The sequence below is a fragment of the Pseudomonas sp. PDM24 genome, assembly GCF_019218905.1.
Taxonomy (GTDB): domain Bacteria; phylum Pseudomonadota; class Gammaproteobacteria; order Pseudomonadales; family Pseudomonadaceae; genus Aquipseudomonas.
Window position 1 is genome coordinate 145,191 of record NZ_JAHUWR010000008.1, and the last position, 20,287, is coordinate 165,477.

At 60.7% G+C, this 20,287-nt stretch carries 20 protein-coding genes; 9 read left to right on the forward strand and 11 right to left on the reverse strand.

Annotated features, from left to right (window positions below; translation table 11 throughout):
- Positions 1-113: 113 nt before the first annotated feature.
- Positions 114-887 carry an IclR family transcriptional regulator gene (locus tag KW837_RS23980; RefSeq protein WP_218398833.1) on the reverse strand — a complete coding sequence of 258 codons (774 nt, stop codon included), beginning with the start codon at positions 885-887 and terminating at the stop codon, positions 114-116.
- A gap of 244 nt (positions 888-1,131) precedes the next feature.
- Here KW837_RS23980 and KW837_RS23985 point away from each other — a divergent pair, with 244 nt between their 5' ends.
- Complete coding sequence (locus tag KW837_RS23985) at positions 1,132-2,025, forward strand: neutral zinc metallopeptidase (protein WP_218398834.1); 894 nt, start codon at positions 1,132-1,134, stop codon at positions 2,023-2,025.
- Positions 2,025-2,984: an alpha/beta fold hydrolase gene (locus KW837_RS23990; RefSeq protein WP_218398835.1), complete on the forward strand. Its 960-nt coding sequence runs from the start codon at positions 2,025-2,027 to the stop codon at positions 2,982-2,984. The genes KW837_RS23985 and KW837_RS23990 overlap by 1 nt, the downstream gene beginning before the upstream one ends.
- 141 nt (positions 2,985-3,125) lie before the next feature.
- Here KW837_RS23990 and KW837_RS23995 read toward each other — a convergent pair whose 3' ends face one another.
- From KW837_RS23995 to KW837_RS24005, 3 genes are all read right to left on the reverse strand, one after another.
- Positions 3,126-3,719 carry an HAD family hydrolase gene (locus tag KW837_RS23995; RefSeq protein ID WP_218398836.1) on the reverse strand — a complete coding sequence of 198 codons (594 nt, stop codon included), beginning with the start codon at positions 3,717-3,719 and terminating at the stop codon, positions 3,126-3,128.
- Positions 3,716-4,585 carry an acyl-CoA thioesterase II gene (tesB, locus tag KW837_RS24000; RefSeq protein WP_063342445.1) on the reverse strand — a complete coding sequence of 290 codons (870 nt, stop codon included), beginning with the start codon at positions 4,583-4,585 and terminating at the stop codon, positions 3,716-3,718. Before tesB ends, KW837_RS23995 begins: the two co-directional genes overlap by 4 nt.
- A gap of 106 nt (positions 4,586-4,691) precedes the next feature.
- The gene (locus KW837_RS24005) at positions 4,692-5,261 is read right to left on the reverse strand and encodes a GNAT family N-acetyltransferase (protein ID WP_218398837.1); all 570 of its coding nucleotides are present in this window, start codon (positions 5,259-5,261) and stop codon (positions 4,692-4,694) included.
- A 90-nt stretch (positions 5,262-5,351) separates the two neighbouring features.
- On the opposite strand from KW837_RS24005, the gene KW837_RS24010 reads away from it, so the two are divergent.
- Together KW837_RS24010 and KW837_RS24015 are read left to right on the forward strand one after the other, a co-directional pair.
- The gene (locus KW837_RS24010; RefSeq protein WP_008070042.1) at positions 5,352-6,272 is read left to right on the forward strand and encodes a histone deacetylase; all 921 of its coding nucleotides are present in this window, start codon (positions 5,352-5,354) and stop codon (positions 6,270-6,272) included.
- Between the two features lie 281 nt (positions 6,273-6,553).
- Entirely contained in the window at positions 6,554-7,795 is a 1,242-nt protein-coding gene (locus tag KW837_RS24015; protein WP_218398838.1) for a TIGR03862 family flavoprotein, read from the forward strand.
- A gap of 124 nt (positions 7,796-7,919) precedes the next feature.
- On the opposite strand, the gene KW837_RS24020 is transcribed toward KW837_RS24015, so the two are convergent.
- Positions 7,920-9,254 carry a DEAD/DEAH box helicase gene (locus KW837_RS24020; protein ID WP_218398839.1) on the reverse strand — a complete coding sequence of 445 codons (1,335 nt, stop codon included), beginning with the start codon at positions 9,252-9,254 and terminating at the stop codon, positions 7,920-7,922.
- A 78-nt stretch (positions 9,255-9,332) separates the two neighbouring features.
- Positions 9,333-10,259 (reverse strand): drug/metabolite exporter YedA, encoded by a 927-nt coding sequence (gene yedA / locus KW837_RS24025; RefSeq protein WP_218398840.1) that lies wholly within the window; start codon positions 10,257-10,259, stop codon positions 9,333-9,335.
- Positions 10,260-10,422: 163 nt separating this feature from the next.
- On the opposite strand from yedA, the gene KW837_RS24030 reads away from it, so the two are divergent.
- Entirely contained in the window at positions 10,423-10,878 is a 456-nt protein-coding gene (locus tag KW837_RS24030) for an Lrp/AsnC family transcriptional regulator (protein WP_052967442.1), read from the forward strand.
- Between the two features lie 112 nt (positions 10,879-10,990).
- Here the strand turns inward: KW837_RS24030 and KW837_RS24035 are convergent, their stop codons facing one another.
- From KW837_RS24035 to KW837_RS24045, 3 genes are all read right to left on the reverse strand, one after another.
- A complete protein-coding gene (locus KW837_RS24035) occupies positions 10,991-11,602 on the reverse strand; it encodes a PolC-type DNA polymerase III (RefSeq protein WP_007895390.1) in 612 nt (203 codons plus the stop codon).
- A 22-nt stretch (positions 11,603-11,624) separates the two neighbouring features.
- Complete coding sequence (locus KW837_RS24040) at positions 11,625-12,104, reverse strand: NYN domain-containing protein (protein ID WP_095633876.1); 480 nt, start codon at positions 12,102-12,104, stop codon at positions 11,625-11,627.
- A 141-nt stretch (positions 12,105-12,245) separates the two neighbouring features.
- Positions 12,246-13,019 (reverse strand): DUF2076 domain-containing protein, encoded by a 774-nt coding sequence (locus tag KW837_RS24045; protein WP_218398841.1) that lies wholly within the window; start codon positions 13,017-13,019, stop codon positions 12,246-12,248.
- 178 nt (positions 13,020-13,197) lie between these two features.
- On the opposite strand from KW837_RS24045, the gene KW837_RS24050 reads away from it, so the two are divergent.
- The gene (locus KW837_RS24050) at positions 13,198-13,872 is read left to right on the forward strand and encodes a YciC family protein (RefSeq protein WP_192345349.1); all 675 of its coding nucleotides are present in this window, start codon (positions 13,198-13,200) and stop codon (positions 13,870-13,872) included.
- A gap of 74 nt (positions 13,873-13,946) precedes the next feature.
- Positions 13,947-15,029 (forward strand): endonuclease/exonuclease/phosphatase family protein, encoded by a 1,083-nt coding sequence (locus KW837_RS24055; RefSeq protein ID WP_218398842.1) that lies wholly within the window; start codon positions 13,947-13,949, stop codon positions 15,027-15,029.
- A 125-nt stretch (positions 15,030-15,154) separates the two neighbouring features.
- Here KW837_RS24055 and hrpB read toward each other — a convergent pair whose 3' ends face one another.
- Positions 15,155-17,671, reverse strand: coding sequence for an ATP-dependent helicase HrpB (gene hrpB / locus KW837_RS24060; protein ID WP_218398843.1), 2,517 nt, complete (start codon positions 17,669-17,671; stop codon positions 15,155-15,157).
- Positions 17,672-17,768: 97 nt separating this feature from the next.
- Between hrpB and KW837_RS24065 the strand changes: the two genes are divergently transcribed.
- Together KW837_RS24065 and KW837_RS24070 are read left to right on the forward strand one after the other, a co-directional pair.
- Positions 17,769-18,188 (forward strand): polyribonucleotide nucleotidyltransferase, encoded by a 420-nt coding sequence (locus tag KW837_RS24065; RefSeq protein WP_218398844.1) that lies wholly within the window; start codon positions 17,769-17,771, stop codon positions 18,186-18,188.
- A gap of 30 nt (positions 18,189-18,218) precedes the next feature.
- Positions 18,219-19,115 carry a cation diffusion facilitator family transporter gene (locus KW837_RS24070; RefSeq protein ID WP_218398845.1) on the forward strand — a complete coding sequence of 299 codons (897 nt, stop codon included), beginning with the start codon at positions 18,219-18,221 and terminating at the stop codon, positions 19,113-19,115.
- Here KW837_RS24070 and KW837_RS24075 read toward each other — a convergent pair.
- Positions 19,109-20,107 (reverse strand): DUF6515 family protein, encoded by a 999-nt coding sequence (locus tag KW837_RS24075; RefSeq protein WP_218398846.1) that lies wholly within the window; start codon positions 20,105-20,107, stop codon positions 19,109-19,111. The two genes, KW837_RS24070 and KW837_RS24075, sit on opposite strands and share 7 nt — an antisense overlap.
- Positions 20,108-20,287 lie beyond the last annotated feature (180 nt).

The following is a 20,287-nucleotide window of genomic DNA, read 5'->3' on the forward strand; positions in this document are numbered from 1 at the left end:
ACTTTGTATGGGCGAAGGAAAATCCATGTAGGAGCGAGGCTTGCCCGCGAAGACGGTGTGTCATGCAACATTGATGTCGACAGACACACCGTCTTCGCGGGCAAGCCTCGCTCCTACAACAACTCTGAAGCCAGGCTCGCCGCCGACAACTCCTCGGCAAACTTCAGTAATAGCGGCGCCAGTTCATGCAAACGCGCCCCCGGCATCCGCGCACTTGGCCCGGCGATGCTGAGTACCCCGATCACCCGACCATCACCCGGATGCCGCACCACCGCTGCAATTGCCGACGTGCCGACCGCCGAACTCTCCTCGACCCAGGCATAGCCCTGCTCTCTGGCCAGACGCAGGCGTTCAAGCAATTCGATGTTGGAGCGCGGTGCATTTGGCCCGAGGTCCTTAGGCCGGTCACTGCCCTGGCGTTCCACCAGCGACAACGCCTCGGCATCGCTCATGCTCGCCAGCCACGCATGCCCCGACGCGGTGTAAAACAACGGTGCATCGCGGCCCATGTCCGGGTCGTAGCGCAAGCCGGATCGGGCGCCCTGGGACTTGGCTATCCAGACCTGCCGCTCCCCTTCGATTACTCCAAGGCGCACCAGCTCACCGGTTTCCTGAGCCAGTCGATCAAGCACCGATTGAACGATATCCGCGCCGCTACTCGACAGGTAGCGAAAACCCAGGGCTACCAACTTGGTCGACAGGTGATAGCGCAGGTTCTCCGGATTCTGCCGCACATAGCCCAGTCGAATCAGCTCGGCGAGCAAACGATGGGTCGCGCTTTTGGGGATATCCAGTTGCTCTGCCAGCGTCTGCATCGGCAGGCCACGAGGGTCACTGGTAAGGCTTTCCAGCACGCTGAAAACACGTTCGATCTGACTGCCTGCCATGGGAGATTCCAAAATGAAATTTGACTGATTCTAAAAGACAACTCGAAGGAAGCAAAATCTGGAACCTGTCCGGCAGCAGTCTTGACCGAACCTGCAGTCCCCGTCCGTCCATGAAACCGCTAATGTCGCCACTTAGGAGAACCCCAGTCGCCAAGGGCTGTCAGACGACCGGACTGGCGCCATACCTACTCACCGGCAACACTCATCACCATGCGCCTTCATCAGGTAAAAAAGAGGATCCCCCATGCTTTGGAAAAAAGGCCGACGCAGCGACAACGTGGTCGATGCCCGTGGCGATGACGTCGGTGGTGGGGGCGGTGGAATGCGCTTCGGTGGAGGCAAGGGCCTGAGCCTGACGGCAATCCTGTTGATCGTCGGGATCGGCTGGATCACCGGCCAGGACCCGCTGCAGATCCTCGGCCAACTGACCGGGCAAATGAGTGAACAGTCAGCCCCGGCCCCCACCCAAACCCGCAAGGCGCCACCGGCCAATGATGAAGGGGCCGAATTCGTGCGCTCGATCCTCGGCGATACCGAAGACACCTGGCGCCAGATTTTCCAGCAGGCCGATCGACAATATAAAGACCCGACCCTGGTGCTGTTCAGCAACCGCGTCAACTCGGCCTGCGGCCTGGCAACTTCGGCGACCGGTCCCTTTTATTGCCCGGCTGACCAGAAGGTCTATCTCGATATGAGTTTCTTTCAAGAGATGTCCCAACGCTTTTCCGCCGCCGGCGACTTCGCCCAGGCCTACGTGATCGCTCACGAAGTCGGGCACCACGTGCAGACCCTGCTCGGCGTTTCAGCGAAAATTCAGACCGCTCGCCAACAGGGCCGGCAGATGGAAGGCGACAATGGTTTGCTGGTGCGTCAGGAATTGCAGGCCGATTGCCTGGCCGGCGTCTGGGCCCACAATGCGCAAAAACGTCTGAACTGGCTGGAACCCGGTGACATCGAAGAAGCCTTGAACGCCGCCAACGCCATCGGCGACGACCGCTTGCAACAGCAAGGTCAGGGCCGGGTGGTGCCGGACTCCTTCACCCACGGCACTTCGGCCCAGCGAGTGCGCTGGTTCAAGGCCGGGTTCGCACAGGGCCAGGTCGGCCAGTGCGACACCTTCGCGGCGAAGAGTCTGTGATGCGCAAGTGGCTGCTGGCTCTGCTAATCACCTGCGCAAGCACCCAGGCTGCCGAGCAAGGGGTCAAGGCGATCAGTTCCGGGCGCCTGCTGTTGAGCGCCGGGGAAATCGCGGTGAGCATGGGCCCGACACCGGAAAAAATAGAACGCGTAGTGATCATCGTCCATGGTCGATTACGCGATGCTGAAACCTATCGCCAAAGCGCCGAACGCGCTGCCGAGCAAGCCGGGCAAAGCGCGAACACCCTGGTGCTCGCCCCGCAGTTTCTCAACGAAACCGACGTCGCGAGCCAACCGGTGCCTGACAGTGTTTTACGCTGGCAAGGCAACGACTGGATGGCCGGCGGTTTATCCACCGCGCCGTTTACGCTGAGTTCCTATGCGGCGCTCGACGAAATCATCGCTCGACTGGGTGATCGGCGACAGTTTCCGGACGTGAAGCAAATCGTCATCGCCGGTCACTCCGGCGGCGCTCAGGTGGTTCAACGTTATGCCTTGCTGAGCCACCCTCAGCCAGCCCTCGAGGCGGAGGGCGTGAAGGTGCGCTATGTGATCGCCAATGCTTCGTCGTACGCTTACTTCAATGAGCAACGGCCGGTGGCGTTCAGTCACGCGAAATGTCCGAATTTCAATCGCTGGAAATACGGGCTGGCGAATCTGCCCGCCTATGCCGATGGACAAACACCTGCGCAACTCGAAGACAACTACGTCAAACGTGACATCGTTTATTTACTCGGGCAGCAGGACATCGACCCGAATCATCCGGCGCTGGATAAAAGTTGCGAGGCCAAAGCCCAGGGTGCTTCTCGATTGATTCGTGGGCGCCATTATTTCAATTATCTGAAACGGCGCCATCCGCAAGGGTTGAGTCAGCAGCTCATTGAAGTGCCTGGGGTCGGGCACAATGGGGATGGGATGTTTACCTCGCCTGAGGGGCAGAAGGTGTTGTTCGGGCAGTGAGGGTTGCGGGGCCGGGCAGTGCCCCTTCGCGAGCAAGCCCGCTCCCACAGTAGATTTTGGTGTACACAAAATCTGTGTTCACACCGATCAAATGTGGGAGCGGGCTTGCTCGCGAAAGCGGTTAACCCGACAACATATCCCTCAAGCCGAAAGCATCTGCCGCAACACCACGCAATCGGCTGCATGCCAATCCGCCAATTCCGGCCAAGGATTATCCGGCAGATTCACCAGCACCGTCCGCGTCCCCGCCGCCCGGCCGCAATCCAGATCAAAGCGGTAATCACCGACCATCACCATTTCGCTCGCCGGCACTTTCCAGGCTTCGGCCAGTTTCAGCAATCCACCAGGATGCGGCTTGGGCGGTGCTTCATCGCGGCCCAGGACATCCTCTTCCGCAAAGCAGTCGGCCAGGCCGATAGCCTTTAGCGTGACATGGGCCAGCTCGCGAGCATTGCGCGTGAGAATGCCCAGACGATACCCGCGCCCGGCCAACTCACGCACCAGTTCCACCGCGCCCGGCGCCGGCTTCGAACCCAGCGCCAGATCCCGCTCGTGCTCCAGCAGCCACGCGTGTTTGGCCGCGGCTTCATCGGCCGGCAGCGCAGCGAGGTGGGTCAGGATGTCGTGTTCGGCGGGAATCGCCAACGCCACGCGAATCGCCGCGAAGTCATGCACCGCCACCGTCAGGGTGCCGTCCATGTCGAACACCCAGTGCCGCACCTCAGCCAGGCTCATGCCCAATCCTTGCGATGGCGGATCAGGCCTTCCTGAGTGACCGAAGCCACCAGTTGCCCGGCACGGTTGAACACGCTGCCGCGGGAGAATCCGCGCGAGTTGCCGGCCCATGGACTGTCCATGGCGTACAGCAACCAGTCATCGGCGCGCAGGTCGGCATGGAACCACAAGGCGTGATCAAGGCTGGCGACCTGCATGTCTTTCTGCCAGACCGATTTGCCGTGGGGCAACATCGAGGTAGTCAGCAGACCGAAGTCCGACGCGTAGGCCAGCAGGTATTTGTGCAGCGCCGGGGTGTCAGCCAAGGCACCGTCGGCACGGAACCAGACGTATTTGACTGGGTCGGCGGGCTGCGGATTGTAAGGGTCTTTTTCGGTCACCGGCCGGACTTCGATCGGTTTCGGGCACAGCAGTTTTTCGCGCATGTGCTCAGGAATCAGGTGCGCGCGCTGCTGGGTGAGCTCCAGCTCCGACGGCAAGTTTTCCGGGCCGACTACTTGCGGCATCTCAGTCTGGTGCTGGAAGCCTTCTTCGTCGTACTGGAACGAGGCGCTGCAAGTGAAAATCGGATGGCCCTTCTGGATCGCCGTCACCCGGCGCGTGCTGAAACTGCCGCCATCGCGCACCCGATCGACCTGATACACCACCGGCAATTTGGCATCGCCCGGGCGCAGGAAATAACCGTGCATCGAATGCACATGGCGCGCTGCCTCGACGGTCTGACTGGCCGCCGACAGGGACTGGCCGAGTACCTGGCCGCCGAACAACTGACGAAAACCCAGGTCTTGGCTGCGACCACGGAACAGGTTTTCTTCAATCGGTTCCAGGGTCAGCAGGTCTACCAGATCTTCCAACACTTGGCTCATTCAGACTCTCCTCACACAACGCAATGCCGCGCAGTCTTGGCTGCGGCGGTCGATTCAGTTTATGGCCCGGTTCAACATGAGGGCCATTGTAAACGTCCGCGCCTGCTTATCCATGCAAGGTTTGCAGCCATTGCTCACGGGTGATGCGGTACAGCACGTGCGGACGCAGCGGATGATCGGCTGCAAGCCGCGGGTGCTCGAAGTCATCGACGGGGGCATGGTGCATGCCGATCGCTTGCATGACTTTCTCGGATGGCAGATTGGTCTTGGTGGTGAATGCCACGACCTCTTGTAGCGCCAACCGATCAAACCCGCAGCGCAGAGCGGTCCACGCCGCTTCACCGGCATAGCCCAGGCCCCAATGCTCGCGCGCCAGGCGCCAGCCGATTTCAGTGGCCGGCGTAAATGGCGCATCGAAGCCGACCACACCCAGCCCGGTAAACCCGATGAACGCCCCGGTGTCCTTGCGCTCCAGTGCCCAGAGACCGAAACCATGCTCGGCAAAATGCCCGCGAATCCGCCCGATCAACGAGGCACTTTCCAGTCGACTCAAGGGTGCCGGAAAATAACGCATCACTTGTGGATCGGCGCACATCGCCGCAAACGCCGGCAAATCCTCATCACGCCACTGCCGTAACAACAGTCGTGCGCTTTCGAGTTCCAGTATCGGCTCCATCGTGCCTCCTCCCCCGTTTCCATGCCGCAAGTCTACATCGCTGGTAGGATCGTTCACTCATTCCTACATGCCTTCCTGTATAAATCTGCCATGCCCCTGCCACTGATCTACCACGAAGACTACAGTCCCGAGTTCCCGGCGGATCACCGCTTCCCCATGGACAAGTTTCGCCTGCTGCGCGATCACCTGGTGGACAGTGGGCTGACCCGCGACACCGATTTGCTGCGCCCGGACCTCTGCCCGCCAGAGATTCTCGCCCTCGCCCATGACCCTGCATATATCGAACGCTACATGGGCGGCGAATTGTCCCGCGAAGATCAACGACGCCTCGGCTTGCCCTGGAGCGAAGCGCTGGCCCGGCGCACGGTGCGAGCGGTCGGCGGTTCGCTGCTGGCGGCCGAACAGGCACTGGAGCATGGTTTGGCCTGCCACCTGGCTGGCGGCACTCACCACGCGCATTACGATCATCCCGCCGGGTTCTGCATCTTCAATGACCTGGCGGTGATCAGCCATTACCTGCTGGAAAGTGGCCGAGTGAACCGGGTGCTGATCTTCGACTGCGATGTGCATCAGGGCGACGGGACTGCACGAATCCTGCACAACACCCCTGAGGCGATAACCGTTTCCCTGCACTGCGAAAAGAATTTTCCTGCACGCAAAGCCGAAAGTGATTGGGATATTCCGTTGCCGATGGGCATGGGCGATGCCGATTACCTGAAAGTGGTGGACGACGCACTCAACTATTTGCTGCCGCTCTACCAACCGGACCTGGTGCTGTACGACGCCGGTGTCGATGTGCATAAGGATGACGCACTGGGTTATCTGAAGCTGACAGACGAAGGCGTCGCCGCTCGCGATGAAAGCGTGATGCGCCATTGCCTGGGCCGGGATATTCCGGTGGTCGGCGTGATCGGCGGCGGCTACAGCAAAGACCGCAAAGCCCTGGCACGCCGTCATGGCATCCTCCATCACAGCGCCCAACGGGTGTGGCAGTCATCAGGTTGTCATTGATGTGTGAGTCTTTACCCACAATGCCTGTGGAACCGCCTGTGGATAACCTGAGTGAAAGGGTCTGCAGGCCATGCGGGGTGTAGGCTACAGAGCGGTGGTTGTTTTTTAACCACCTTTGAAAACACCGACGATCAAATGTGGGAGCGGGCTTGCTCGCGAAGGCGATTTAACAATCAACATTGATATCGACTGACCCACCGCTTTCGCGAGCAAGCCCGCTCCCACATTGATCGGGGCTGATAGAATGCCCGGCTTCATTCCGCCAGACCGCAGCGCACTCCATGACCCAGCCCTCCACTTCCCTCCCCCCTCACGTCGCCATCATCGGCGGCGGCCCCGCCGGTTTGATGGCGGCTGAAGTGCTGAGCCAGGCCGGGATCAAGGTCGATCTGTACGACGGCATGCCTTCAGTGGGGCGAAAATTCCTCCTCGCCGGGGTCGGCGGCATGAACATCACCCATTCCGAGGCCTACCCGGCGTTTCTCTCACGCTATGCCGAACGGGCACCGCAGATTGCGCCGCTGTTACGGTCCTTCGGCGCCGACGCGTTGTGCCAATGGATTCATGACCTCGGTATCGAAACCTTTGTCGGCAGCTCCGGCCGGGTGTTTCCTACCGACATGAAAGCCGCGCCCCTGTTGCGGGCCTGGCTCAAGCGCCTGCGCGATGCCGGCGTCGTTATCCACACCCGCCATCGCTGGCTCGGTTGGGATGACAACAATGACTTGCGCATCGACAGCCCCGAAGGTGAAAAAACCATTCAAGCCGACGCGACCCTGCTGGCCCTGGGCGGCGGCAGTTGGTCGCGCCTCGGTTCGGACGGTGCCTGGATGTTGCCGCTGGAACAGCGCGGTGTAGGACTGGCGCCGTTGCAACCGAGCAATTGCGGCTTCGAGGTGCAGGCCTGGAGCGAATTGATGGTCAGCAAATTCGCAGGCAGCCCGCTGAAAAACATCGCCATTGGCCTCAATGACGACGTACCGCGACTCGGGGAATGTGTGATCACTGCCACAGGAATTGAAGGCAGTTTGATCTACGCCCTGTCGGCACCGATCCGCGAAGCGATCAATCAACACCGCTCGGCAACCATTCACCTCGACCTGTTGCCGGGCAAGCCTGTGGATAGAATCCAGGCGGCGCTAAGCAAACCTCGCGGCTCCCGTTCCATGGCCAAACACCTGCACAGTCAGCTTGGGCTTGATGGGGTGAAAGCGGCGCTGTTGCGAGAGCTGACACCGGCCGACTGTTTTACCGATCCGGCATTGCTGGCCAAAGCGATCAAGGCATTGCCGCTGACATTGGTGAAAACCCGGCCATTGGACGAGGCCATCAGCAGCGCGGGGGGCGTGATGTTCGAGTCGATGGATGAACGTTTGATGCTCAAGCAACTGCCCGGCGTGTTCTGCGCGGGGGAAATGCTCGATTGGGAAGCGCCGACCGGCGGCTATCTGCTGACCGCGTGTTTCGCCAGTGGGCGAGCGGCGGGGTTGGGGATGGTGGAGTGGTTGAAACTCAAGGATTGAGACCGAGGTGCGCCCTTCGCGAGCAAGCCCGCTCCCACATTCATTCGAGTTCTTTCAGTAAGAATGCGATTGAATGTGGGAGCGGGCTTGCTCGCGAAAGCGGTCTAACCGGCGCAGCGTTTAATCAAGGCTTACGCTTACGCGGCCCGGTATTAAACACCGGCACTTTACGCACAGGCTTGATCGAAGGCTCCGGCGCCGAGGCATCACCGCTCTCGACCCACCTACCCAGGTTGCGCTTGCCGCCACTGGAGGTTTTTGGCTTCTTCGGTTTTTTCGGCTTCTTGACCACCTGACCGCTGGCATCGGTATCCGGCACGCGGTGCTCAGGCTCGAAATCCTGCTCCATCTGACGAGTCAACGTCTGACGGGTCAACGTCTCGATGGCCGACAGCAAATTCACCTCATCGGCACACACCAGCGAAATAGCCTGCCCGGTTGCGCCCGCACGGCCGGTGCGACCAATGCGGTGGATGTAGTCCTCGGCCACGATCGGCAGGTCGAAATTGACCACCAATGGCAAATCTTCGATATCCAGGCCACGGGCGGCAACATCGGTGGCTACAAGGATCTGCACTTCACTGGCCTTGAAACGATCCAGTGCCCGCTGACGGGTCGCCTGAGGTTTGTCGCCGTGGATGCCGTCGGCATTGATGCCCAGGCCCTGGAGCTTTTCCACCAACGCGTCTACGCCGTTACGGGTCTTGGCGAACACCAGCACCTGCTTCCACTTACCCTTGCGCATCAAGTGAACGAACAGCTCCGGCTTACGCTTCTTGTCCACCGTCACCACCCATTGCTTGACGGTGTTGGCGGCGACGTTGCGCGGGCTGACTTCGATGCTCAGCGGGTCGTTGAGCATTTGCCCGGCCAGCAGGCGGATCGCATCGGAGAACGTGGCAGAGAACAGCAACGTCTGACGTTTCTTCGGCAATACGCGGTAAATGTTCCCAAGCTCCTCGGAAAAGCCCAGATCGAGCATGCGATCGGCTTCGTCCAGCACCAGGGTTTGCAACTGGTTGAACTTGAGCGCGTTCTGGCGGAACAGGTCGAGCAAGCGGCCCGGAGTCGCCACCAACAGGTCGACACCCTTGCGCAGCTTCATCATTTGCGGGTTGATGCTGACGCCGCCGTACACCGCGTACGTGCTCAACGGCAGGTTCTCGGCGTACTGGCGCACGGCTTCGTGAACCTGTTCGGCCAGCTCGCGGGTTGGCACCAGGATCAATGCGCGCACGGAGTTGGCGCTGACTTTCGGCCCTTCCATGGCCAGCAATTGCAGCAGCGGCAGGGCGAAACCGGCGGTTTTGCCGGTGCCGGTCTGGGCGGCGGCCATCAGGTCGCGACCGGCCAGCACCGCCGGAATCGCTTGTGTCTGCACCGGCGTAGGAGTCTGGTAGCCGAGCGTCTCGAGAGCGCGCAGCAAAGGTTCGATCAGGCCAAGGGTGGCGAAAGTCATGGGAGTACCGTAGGAAAATTCAGCGCGGGTTTTTCAAAACAAGTGTGCAAAACAAGATGCAATGGCGCGCAGTTTACCCTAATTCGCGCGGGATTCTGTCGGCACCACTACGGCAGGCCGATCTGCACCTCGGCGCCACTGCGGCAACCCGATCAGCACCACGGCACTGATGATCACTGTCATGGCCAGCGCTTCTTCAATACCAATGGTCTCGCCAACAAATACGATACCCAGCAACACCGCCACCGCCGGGTTAACGTAGGCATAACTGGTGGCCGCTGCCGGACGCACGTGTTTCAGCAGGTACATGTAGGCGTTGAAGGCGATGATTGAACCGAAGAACGTCAGATAGGCCAATGCGGCCCAACCTTCGATCGGCGGCATAGCCTCCAGATGCTCACCGCTCACCGCGCTGCCGATCAACAACACCACGCCGCCCACCAGCATTTCAACGGCACTGGCCATCGCGCCTTGTGGCAACGGCAAGTGTTTGCTCCACACCGAACCGAACGCCCAGGACGCTGCCGCGAACACCAGCAATGCCGCGCCCAACGGGCTCGATTGCAGATTGGAACCGAGGTTGAGCATGGCGATACCGATCAGCCCGAGCACAATCCCGGCCCATTCGAGACGGGTATTACGCGCGCCCCAGAAATATCCACACAACAAAGTGAACAGTGGCACCGTCGCCACCGCCAACGCGGCAACGCCGGAGGCCACGCCTGTATGCTCGGCGACGCTCACCGCACCGTTACCGCACGTGAGCAGCAAAATCCCGATGATCCCCGCCGCTTTCCACTGCGCCCACGTCGGTGCAGGTGCCCCGCGCCAGCGCAGGAACGCGTACATCAACGCACCCGCGATCACGAAGCGGATACCGGCGAGCAACAACGGTGGCCAGTACTGCACGCCGATACGAATCACCAGGTAGGTCGATCCCCAAATCACGTACAGCGCGAAAAAAGCAGCGATCAGCGGTAAGGAAAAACGGCGTATGCCAGGCATGGGCAGCTCGAGAACAAGACAAAGAGAGCAGCTATTCTAGAAAGGCCAGCGCCGGAAAATAAGTTACAAAACCTGTTTATAGCGCCAGTACACTTTTCAAAACACGGAGTTCAGCGCTATAAACCGTGCTTTCGAAAGTCAGTCTTTTTTCAGGAATACCACGATGGACAAATACGACCGCATGCTCCTCAGCGCCCTGTTGGAAAACGGTCGTGCGTCCTACGCCGAACTGGCGCGCAAGGTGAACCTGTCCGCTCCGGCGGTGGCCGAGCGCGTGGCCAAACTTGAGGCCTGCGGGGTGATCACCGGCTACCAGGCGAAAGTCGACATGGCCAAACTCGGCCTGCCGATCCAGTGCGTCATTGAACTGCGCCTGAACCAGCACGGCAACCAGAAAACCTACGACGAACTGATCAAAATCCCACAACTCACCGAATGCCACCGCGTCACCGGCGACCCGTGCGTGATCATGCAAGCGGCGGTGGGCTCGATGCCGGAGCTGGAAGAGTTGATCAACCGGATCGCCACGTTCGGGTTCAGCAAGACCTCGATCGTGCTGTCCAGCGCCATTGAGAAGCGCGTGCCGTTGGGGCAGTTGGAGGGGAATGGTAAATCGTGATGCGGTGTCTGCTCTGACGCCTTCGCGGGCAAGCCTCGCTCCTACAGAACTGCACCGAACTTGTAGGAGCGAGGCTTGCCCGCGAAGAGGCCAGTAGAAACACTACAAAACCTTAAAACCCGCGATACCGCTTGAGATGCTCATTGATCTTCGCCGCCGGCACTTTCTGCAAACTGACGAGCAGATCATGGGACAACTCCCGCAACCCATGCTTGCGCCGCAACTCTTCAGCCAAGTGCGCCGTCAGGTTGGCCGCCATTTCGGCATCGGCCATGGCCCGGTGAGCCTTTCCGGTATTGGGCAGGCTGGCGAAAGTGGTGAGGGTGCCGAGTTTGTGGTCCGGCGCGGCGGGCATCAGGCGGCGGGCGAGTAACAGCGAGCAGGCAAAGTTCTGCAAGCGTGTGCGTTTGATTCGCCCGAGTTCGTAGTCCCAGAACTTCTGGTCGAATGCAGCGTTGTGCGCCAGCAGCGGTGTGATGCCAACGAATTCGTTGACCTCGTTCATCACCTGCTCGGCCGAGGGCGCGGTGCGCAGCATGGCGTTGCTGATGCCGGTGAGTTGCTCAATAAAAGCCGGCACCCGCACGCCAGCGTTCATCAGGCTTTGGTAACGCTCGACAATGCGCCCCTGTTCAAGAATCACCACGGCAATTTCCGTGGCCCGGCAGCTGCTGCTCGGGGAGAGTCCGGTGGTTTCAAAGTCGATGACTGCTATGCGTTCCAAACCTGATTCAACTCCGTAAAAATCAATTCTTGAGCAGCAACGCGCCTTCGATCGGCACATAACGGCTGGCAGCGCGGATCAGCGAGTTGGCGGTGAGACCGGGCACGCCATAGGCCACCGCTTGCACGCCGTGCTTGCTGATAATGCGCTCGAGCAACATATCGAAATCGCCGTCACCGGAGGCCAGCACGATTTCGTCGACATGGTCGGCGGCGTCCATGATGTCGAGGGTGATGCCCACGTCCCAGTCGCCTTTGGCCGAACCGTCGCTGCGCTGGATGTAGGGCTTGAGCTTCACAATGAAGCCGAGATTGCGCAGGATCTGCTGAAATTGCTGCTGCTTGCTGTCGCCACGATCGATCGCATAGGCATAGGCCTCGACGATTTGCCCTTCTTTACTGACGTCAGCCCATAGCGCGGCGTAGTTGAAGTGGCAACCATAGGCCTGACGCACGGTGTAATAGAGGTTCTGGACATCGGCGAACACTGCGATTTTTTTCACCGTACATCCTCTTTGGCGTGCCGAAGCGCGGGCAGGATCAGGCACCAGGCCCGAAAAGTTGCCCAGTATGCCAGCCCGAAGGATTGTTCCGCGAATAATCGGCCATGTGGTGAGGGAGCAAGCTCCCTCGCCACAGATGTGTCAGACGAAGGAATCGTCGTCGCCACCGAAGAACGATGAGCTGTCATCGCTATAGTCGGCGTCAGCGTATCCGCCTTGATCGCTGGAATTGTCAGCCACGCGCTGATCGTCGCCCCAGCCATTGCCGCTGTCGCTCTGATCGTTGACCTGAGCCGGCTCTTCCTTGATGACTTCAACCACTTCCGGCTGCTGATGATGCTGAAACAGACTGCTGATGCCCTGCGCCAACATCACACCACCGGCCACGCCCGCTGCGGTTTTTAATGCCCCGCCGAGGAAACTGCTGCCGGCGGCCTGTTGTGGTGCGTAGTTTTGCTGGGGCGGCGCTCCGAAGTTCTGCTGAGTAGCCGGCGCACTGAAGTTTTGCTGTGGCGGCTGCGAGTTGAACGACGGCCGCCCCGGTTCACGCCAGCCGCCATTCGACGGGGCTGCGCTTTGAGTCGGAGCAGGCTGTGGATCACGGGAAGCGCCACCGAAGATGCTCGACAAAAAGCCACCGCTGCTCGGTGCCGGAGCCTGAGCCTTGGCCGATTGCAGTTCAGCCTGCAATTGCTGGATTTGTTGAGTGAGTTGCTTGTTCTGTTCGTCAAGGCTCTTGATCGCAGCCTCTTGCACCAGAATCGCCTGGGTCATGAAATAGCCCGCCGCTGGCTGGCGAGTCTGGTGTTCCTTGATCCGTGCTTCGGCTTGGGCGTCGCGCGGGGCTGAATCCGTTTCGGCCTGTTGCAGCCGGGAAAACAGTCCATCGATCAGGGTTTGTTCTTCGCTGTTCATGGCGACCTCATAGATTGCCGGGAATATCGTCGCCCTCATCCACGGTGGACAAGGTGCTCACCAGTAATGGGGCTGATACAGGATGTTTCAATGACCTTTACCGAACGTTTACGTTTGCGCCCCAAAGGGGTTCATCGGTTAAAGTGACGCACCTGCTTTCGACCTGCGATACCGACTGATGAATCCGTTCGATGTACTGCGTGACTCTCTGTATTTCTTCAAGCGCAATCTGCGCCAGATCGTGCAGCTGTGCCTGCCGCTGGTGATTGTCGAGGCGCTGCTGCAACAAGTGGTCGACCACTCCACGGAGCCGGACAGTTTCCCCGGCATCAGTGTGATTGTCGGCCTACTGGTGTATCCGCTGTACACCGCCGCGCTGATCCTGTTTCTCGATGCCCGCAGCCGTGGCGAAACGCCGCGCACCCGCGACTTGCTGGCGACCTCTGCAACCCTGTGGCCACGCTTCGCCGTGCTGACCGCCCTCAACACACTGCTGATCCTGATTGGCCTGTCGCTGTATTTCCTGCCGGGGATCTGGCTGATGGTGACGCTGGCGTTCGGCGAGTACCTGCTGGTGCTGCGCGGCCTGGCACCGCTGGCGGCGATGAAGGAAAGCCTGCGCCTGACCCGCGGAAACTTCCTGCGCATTCTGGTGTGCATTCTGTGCGTGATGGGCCCGCTGTGGGTGCTCAAGGGGGCGACGTTGGCGGTTTACCCTGATCCACAGAACCCGGTGATCTCGCTGCTGATCGACAGCGCCCACAGCTTCCTGCAACTGTTCACCAGCGTGGTGGTGTTCCGTTTGTTCATGCTGATTAGCGATGCACCGGAGAAAGCTGACGGAGCGCTCTGAGCGCTCTACCCTTGGGCTTGGGCGCTGCTCTCGGTTATGCTCGAGGTCAATTTTGTAACGCTATAAGCCGAGCCATGACCCGTCTACTGCGCTACACCCTGCTGGGCCTGCTGATTGCCATTGGCCTGATTGCTTTGCTGATCTGCAGCCTGACCTGGCGCCCCCAGGCCAAGGAAGCGCTGCCGGTCAGTTGCAACACCCAGGCGCCGACGCTGGTGCCCGGCCAGGCGCTAACGGTGATGACCTGGAACGTCCAGTACCTGGCAGGCAAGCGCTACGTGTTCTGGAACGATCTGGCTGCAGGAAAAGACGAGCGCCCTACGCCTGAAGACATGGCCTTCAGCCTCGACGAAGTGGCGCGGGTGATTCGCGACGAGCAACCGGACATCGTGCTGTTGCAGGAACTCGATGACGGCGCCAAGGCCAGTGACTACCAGAACCAGTTCAAATTGCTTCAGGATCGAGTCACTGACCTGTATCCCTGCAGCGCGCAAGCCTTCGACTGGAAAGCCGACTTCGTGCCTGAATCGCCCATCTACGGCAGCGTTGGCCGGCAATTGGCAACCCTGAGCCGCTACCAGATCGAACACGCCGAACGCCTGCAATTACCGGTCGCACCGGCCAATTTCATCAGCCGTCAGTTCAAGCCGAAAAACGCCTTGCTGGTCACTCACCTGCCATTGAGCAATGGCGGCCAAATGGCCGTGTTCAATACCCATCTGGAACGTGCCACGCCCCCGCTCGACGAAACCTTGCAACGCCAGGTGACAGCCGTGGCCAAGGTCCTCGACAAGTACGAAAGCCGCGGCACGCCGTGGTTGATCGGTGGCGACTTCAACCTGTTGCCGTTGGGCCAGTATCGACGCCTGCCCGCCGAGCAACGCACGCCCTACTCCGCCGACAGCGCGCTGCATGTGCTGTGGGACAAATACCCGATGATCCCCACCAACAACGAAGCCAGCGGTATCGACCGGGCACAATGGCTGACCCACTACCCGAATGACCCGGGCTTGAACGGCCCGGACCGGACCGTCGACTACCTGTTTTACAGCCCGCACATCAAACGAGTCGAGGCAAGGGTGAGGCAGGACGATACGTTGCGCATTTCCGATCACTTGCCGGTGATTGCGCGGTTTCTGTTGCCGGCAGCGCCTTAGGTCAAAAGCTTCGCGAGCAAGCCCGCTCCCACACTGGATCTCGGTGGTACACAAATGCTGTATTCACTGAAGATCTAATGTGGGAGCGGGCTTGCTCGCGAATGCCGCACCATTGATGCCACTGACTACTTACGCGGTTTGATCCGCGCCGTCGCCTCGGCCACCAGCGGATCATCCGGCCAGTAGTGCTTCGGATACCGCCCCTTCAAATCCTTCTTCACCTCGGCATACGTACTGCGCCAGAAGTTCGCCAGGTCCTGCGTCACCTGCACCGGTCGCCGCGCCGGGGACAGCAGATGAAGCTTGACCACTTGCCGGCCACCGGCAATGCGCGGGGTCTCGGCCAAGCCGAACAACTCCTGCAAACGCACCGCCAGAATCGGCGGCTGTTCGCTGTAATCCAGACGAATCGATGAACCCGACGGCACGCTCAAATGATGCGGTGCAAGTTCTTCGAGCCGTTGCGGCAGCGGCCACGGCAACAAGTTATGAACGATGTTCGACAGGTCCAGATTGGCGAAGTGACTAAGTCGCGAGACTTTGCCCAGATACGGCATCAGCCAATGCTCGAGGCTTTTGAGCAATGCAGCATCGCTGACATCCGGCCATTCACTCTGCTCCTTACTGCCGAGATCCAACTGACGCAACAACGCAACCCGCGCCTGCCACTGACGCAGCTCTGGCGTCCAGGGCAACAGCTCCAGGCCTTTACGCCGCACCAGATTCACCAACGCCTGACTGCGAGCGCTTTCATCGAGCCCGGTCAGCGGTTCGCGGCTGAGGATCAATTCGCCGACCTTGCGCTGACGCTCGGCCCGCAGCACGCCTTCGCGCTCATCCCAATCCAGTTGATCGACGCAACGCACCTGCTCGGCCAACACCGAATCGAACAACGCCGGATCGAAATCCGTCGCCAGATAAATCCGTTCTTCACGCTGGCCCTGGCGACTGCCCAGATCAGCGATCACCAGCCACGGTTGCTTCATCAGGCTGTCTGCCTCGGCGAACAACGCTGCGCGACCGTTGGCCAGACGATACTCCGCGCCACCGGCACGACGCTGTTGCGCAACCCGGTCGGGATAAGCCAACGCCAGCAACGCGCCGAGCCAGCGCGGATGTTCAGGATCGCTGACCGGCTCCGACGCTTTGCCCCGCAGGTAACCGCGATACTGCCGCGCCAGTTGCCGAGCCCGTTGAACACCGCCCTGGGCACCACGAGCAGCCCGCTCTTCGCCGGACAGCAGCACCAGTCGACTGTGCAGATCCGCGCCGGCACCACGCAAGATATCCCGTTCACCGAGCAGTGCCGCGACATTGCAGGCCATGTCGGCGAGACCGAGCGCCTGGCCACGTAACAGCAAATGAGCGATCCGTGGATGGGCCGGCAGTTCAGCCATGGCCTGACCGTGACGGGTCAGCGCCTCGCCCTCCAGCGCTCCCAAACGTTCAAGCAGATCCTGAGCCTGTGCATAAGCCGCTGCGGGCGGGACATCGAGCCAAACCAACTGACCCGGCGTCACGCCCCAACGCCCCAGTTGCAAGGCCAGTCCGGCGAGGTCCGCCGAGAGAATTTCCGCACTGGCGTAAGCCGCCAGTTGCTCATGCTGATCCTGCGACCACAGGCGATAACACACGCCGGGCTCCAAACGCCCTGCCCGACCTGCGCGCTGCGTGGCGCTGGCTTTGGAAATCCGCTGAGTATCCAGGCGAGTCATGCCGCTGCCGGGGTCGAAACGCGGCACTCGCGCCAGCCCGGCATCGATCACCACGCGCACACCGTTGATAGTCAGGCTGGTCTCGGCGATGTTGGTCGCCAGCACCACTTTGCGTTTGCCGGCGGGCGCCGGATCGATCGCGGCGCGTTGGGCGGCGAGGTCCAATTCACCGTGCAACGGGCAGAGCAGAACCTGTGTGCTATCGTCCAGCGCATCGGCGAGTTGTTGATGCACCCGACGAATTTCCGCCTGCCCCGGCAGGAACACCAGCAGGCTGCCGGTCTCATCGTTCAGCGCGTCGAGAATGGTCTGCACCACCCTTGGCTCGATAAATTCACCGGGCTGAAACGGTCGCCCCCAACGCATCGCCACCGGGTACATGCGACCTTCGCTGCGCAGGATTGGCGCATCATCGAGCAACCCGGCCAGGCGTTCACCTTCCAGGGTTGCCGACATCAACAGAATTTTCAGCGGTTGGTCGTCGCGAAACAACTCGCGGCCATTGAGGCTCAGGGCCAACGCCAGATCGGCGTCGAGACTGCGTTCGTGGAATTCGTCAAAGATCAGCAGGCCCACGCCTTCGAGCGCCGGGTCGTCTTGCAAGCGCCGGGTGAGGATACCTTCAGTGACCACTTCGATGCGGGTGTCGGGGCCGACTTTGCTGTCGAGACGAATGCGGTAGCCAACGGTTTCGCCAACCTTCTCACCCAGCTCACTGGCCAACCGCTCCGCCGCCGCCCGTGCGGCCAAGCGGCGCGGTTCGAGCATCAGAATGGTCTGCCCGGCCAGCCATGGCTCGTTGAGCAAGGCCAAGGGCACGCGGGTGGTTTTACCGGCGCCGGGCGGTGCTTCGAGCACGGCTTCGTGGCGTGTAGCGAGGGCTTCACGCAGGGCGGGTAAAACTTCATCAATCGGCAAAGAAATCATGCTGGCTCCCAAACAGAGGGCCGAGTATAACGGCGTTCGGCGCGGTCCTAATTCATATAGACGTCCCTTCGTTTCCAGATAACCCAGGAGATTTCACATGCGTGCTCCCTTTCGCTTGATCGGCGGTGTATTGGTCGCGACTTTGCTGACCCAAATGACCGCCTGCGGCACGATTTTCTACCCCGATCGTCGCGGGCAGATCGATGGCAAGATCGACCCGGTCATCGTCGCGCTGGATGCCGTGGGCCTGCTGTTTTACATCATCCCAGGCCTGATCGCCTTTGCGGTGGACTTCGCCACGGGCGCCATTTACTTCGAACCGGGCCGCACTGCTCAGGTGGCCCCGGAAAAACTCAAGGAAGCCATCGGCGCCGACGGCAAGGTCGATAACCACAAGTTGCAGACTATTCTGGAAAGTGAACTGGGCCGCAGCTTCCCACTGGACGATCCACGTCTGATCCAGCACAAGGGCAGCACCCAGCAACTGGCCATGTTTGGCCTGCAACCGGCCGCGTAATCGGTGCACCAAAAAGGAAAAGCCGCACTTATGACCAGCAGTACCGAACACGCCCGCCTGCTACGGCTGGCGACGCGCGCCTCGGTGGCGGTGGCGTGCATCTTGATCGTCGCCAAAGCCATCGCCTGGTGGTTGAGCGGTTCGGTGAGCATGCTCGCCGGGCTGACCGATTCTGCACTCGATGGCGTCAGCTCGCTGCTCAATCTGCTGGCCGTGCATTACGCCTTGCGCCCGGCCGACGACGATCATCGGTACGGGCATGGCAAGGCCGAATCATTGGCGGGCATGGCTCAGGCGCTGTTCATTGGCGGCAGTGCCGTGCTGATTGCCTTGCAGGCGATCGAACGGTTGAAACATCCGGAGCCGATAGGTGCTGCGTGGCTCAGCATCGGGGTGATTGTGTTCTCCCTCGCCCTGACCGTGGCCCTGCTGATGTTGCAACATCGGGTGATCAAGGCAACCGGTTCTAACGTCGTGAGTGCCGACTCCTTGCATTACCGCTCAGACTTGCTGCTCAACGGCAGCATTCTGGTGGCGCTGGTGTTGGCCGGGTTTGGCTGGCATCAAGTCGACCCCTGGTTCGGATTGGGGATCGCCGCCTACATCCTCTGGAGCGCCATTCATATCGCCCGAGAGAGTTTTGCCGTGCTGATGGATGAAGAGCTGCCGCCGGGTGTCAGCCAGCACATGCTTGAACTGGCCTGCAGCGTGCCGGGGGTTTTGGGCGCCCACGATCTGCGCACACGAATCTCCGGCAACCAGTGGTTTGTGCAATTGCATCTGGAGTTGCCGGGAGAGCTGACGCTGTCAGTCGCCCACGGCATCAGCGATCAAGCCGCCGATGCAATTCACGCTGCTTACCCGCGAGCCGAAGTGCTGGTGCACGCCGACCCGCAGGAAGTGGTGAACGCCGCCGGGGCTCAGTAGCTCACCTGATAACCGCGACTGCTCAGGCAGTTGCCCTGGGCCTGTCGGTAGACTTGCACCACCGACGGGGCCGGTTGATAGGTGACGGCACGCGGATCGAAACCGCTCTGCTCCACGGCCCAGCGATAACACTCGTAACCGTCCCGACTGACCTCCTCCGGCGACTGGCCGTTGGCCGGATACGCCACCACGTCATAACCACTGCTCACCGGTTGCGGCTGCACCGGTGGTTCGACCACGACGTAATCCCGAGTGCTCTCCTGATAGGCGTAATACGCGCCGGCCGCCAGGAACAACAGCGCACCGCCGATCCACACTTCACGCGCGTAATCGGGCAAATAGCTGACCCGAATCCCGCGAGGTGGCTGAACCACCACGTAACGCGGGCCTTGCGGGCGATACCAATAACCACCGGAATAGAAATAATCCTGGCCACGATACGGCACGCGGTAGTTGCGCTCCGGGAAGCGGTCGATCACGTACCCCGGGCGATACTGTGGGCCGGGGCCCCAGCCATTGCCGCGCCCATCCGGGCGACCGGGCCAGCGACGATCATCATGACGTGAGCCCTGCCCGCCACTCTGCCAGTGCTGGTTGTCATAGTTGCGCGGCTGCTCGTCCTGATAGTAGCCACGCCGGGGTTCCTGGGTCTGGCGCACGGTGTCGGGCCGGCCCTGAATTGGCAGATTGTTACTGGGTTGTTGCGGCGGTCGGCCCTGAACATTGGGATCGTGCGACGGACGGTTCTGACGCTCGCCGCCCTGATTCTGGTCGTGGAGCTCGAACTGGCGGCTGTTGTCACCACGAATGATTTCGTTGTTCTGCCGGTGTGGCTGATTGTTACTGTCATGCCCCTGACCTTTGCCCTGATGATCCGGCCCGCGTTGGCCGCCATCAGGCCCACGGATTTGCGGCTCATCGGCCAGCGATTGCGCAGTGACACTCACACATAGCAAACCAACACCGGCCAAACGCCAGATGCGCGACTTCATGCTTTTCCTCACTGCGGGTTAGGGCCTGTACGTAAGACTGGGAAAGCACAGGCCGGTTCTGCAACAGGTTATCAGTCACGCAACTTATTTATTGAGGGTCGCCCATAAATTCCGGGCAAGAAAAAAGGGAGACCCGTCGGCCTCCCTTTGAGAACTTCGTCCGTGCTCGACGCTTATGAC

What these genes read in the sequence shown, in the direction of transcription:
- KW837_RS23980 (WP_218398833.1), bottom strand. Translation starts at nt 887, where the DNA reads ATGGCAGGCAGTCAGATCGAACGTGTTTTCAGCGTGCTGGAAAGCCTT.
- KW837_RS23985 (WP_218398834.1), top strand. Translation starts at nt 1,132, where the DNA reads ATGCTTTGGAAAAAAGGCCGACGCAGCGACAACGTGGTCGATGCCCGT.
- KW837_RS23990 (WP_218398835.1), top strand. Translation starts at nt 2,025, where the DNA reads ATGCGCAAGTGGCTGCTGGCTCTGCTAATCACCTGCGCAAGCACCCAG.
- KW837_RS23995 (WP_218398836.1), bottom strand. Translation starts at nt 3,719, where the DNA reads ATGAGCCTGGCTGAGGTGCGGCACTGGGTGTTCGACATGGACGGCACC.
- tesB (WP_063342445.1), bottom strand. Translation starts at nt 4,585, where the DNA reads ATGAGCCAAGTGTTGGAAGATCTGGTAGACCTGCTGACCCTGGAACCG.
- KW837_RS24005 (WP_218398837.1), bottom strand. Translation starts at nt 5,261, where the DNA reads ATGGAGCCGATACTGGAACTCGAAAGCGCACGACTGTTGTTACGGCAG.
- KW837_RS24010 (WP_008070042.1), top strand. Translation starts at nt 5,352, where the DNA reads ATGCCCCTGCCACTGATCTACCACGAAGACTACAGTCCCGAGTTCCCG.
- KW837_RS24015 (WP_218398838.1), top strand. Translation starts at nt 6,554, where the DNA reads ATGACCCAGCCCTCCACTTCCCTCCCCCCTCACGTCGCCATCATCGGC.
- KW837_RS24020 (WP_218398839.1), bottom strand. Translation starts at nt 9,254, where the DNA reads ATGACTTTCGCCACCCTTGGCCTGATCGAACCTTTGCTGCGCGCTCTC.
- yedA (WP_218398840.1), bottom strand. Translation starts at nt 10,259, where the DNA reads ATGCCTGGCATACGCCGTTTTTCCTTACCGCTGATCGCTGCTTTTTTC.
- KW837_RS24030 (WP_052967442.1), top strand. Translation starts at nt 10,423, where the DNA reads ATGGACAAATACGACCGCATGCTCCTCAGCGCCCTGTTGGAAAACGGT.
- KW837_RS24045 (WP_218398841.1), bottom strand. Translation starts at nt 13,019, where the DNA reads ATGAACAGCGAAGAACAAACCCTGATCGATGGACTGTTTTCCCGGCTG.
- KW837_RS24050 (WP_192345349.1), top strand. Translation starts at nt 13,198, where the DNA reads ATGAATCCGTTCGATGTACTGCGTGACTCTCTGTATTTCTTCAAGCGC.
- KW837_RS24055 (WP_218398842.1), top strand. Translation starts at nt 13,947, where the DNA reads ATGACCCGTCTACTGCGCTACACCCTGCTGGGCCTGCTGATTGCCATT.
- hrpB (WP_218398843.1), bottom strand. Translation starts at nt 17,671, where the DNA reads ATGATTTCTTTGCCGATTGATGAAGTTTTACCCGCCCTGCGTGAAGCC.
- KW837_RS24065 (WP_218398844.1), top strand. Translation starts at nt 17,769, where the DNA reads ATGCGTGCTCCCTTTCGCTTGATCGGCGGTGTATTGGTCGCGACTTTG.
- KW837_RS24070 (WP_218398845.1), top strand. Translation starts at nt 18,219, where the DNA reads ATGACCAGCAGTACCGAACACGCCCGCCTGCTACGGCTGGCGACGCGC.
- KW837_RS24075 (WP_218398846.1), bottom strand. Translation starts at nt 20,107, where the DNA reads ATGAAGTCGCGCATCTGGCGTTTGGCCGGTGTTGGTTTGCTATGTGTG.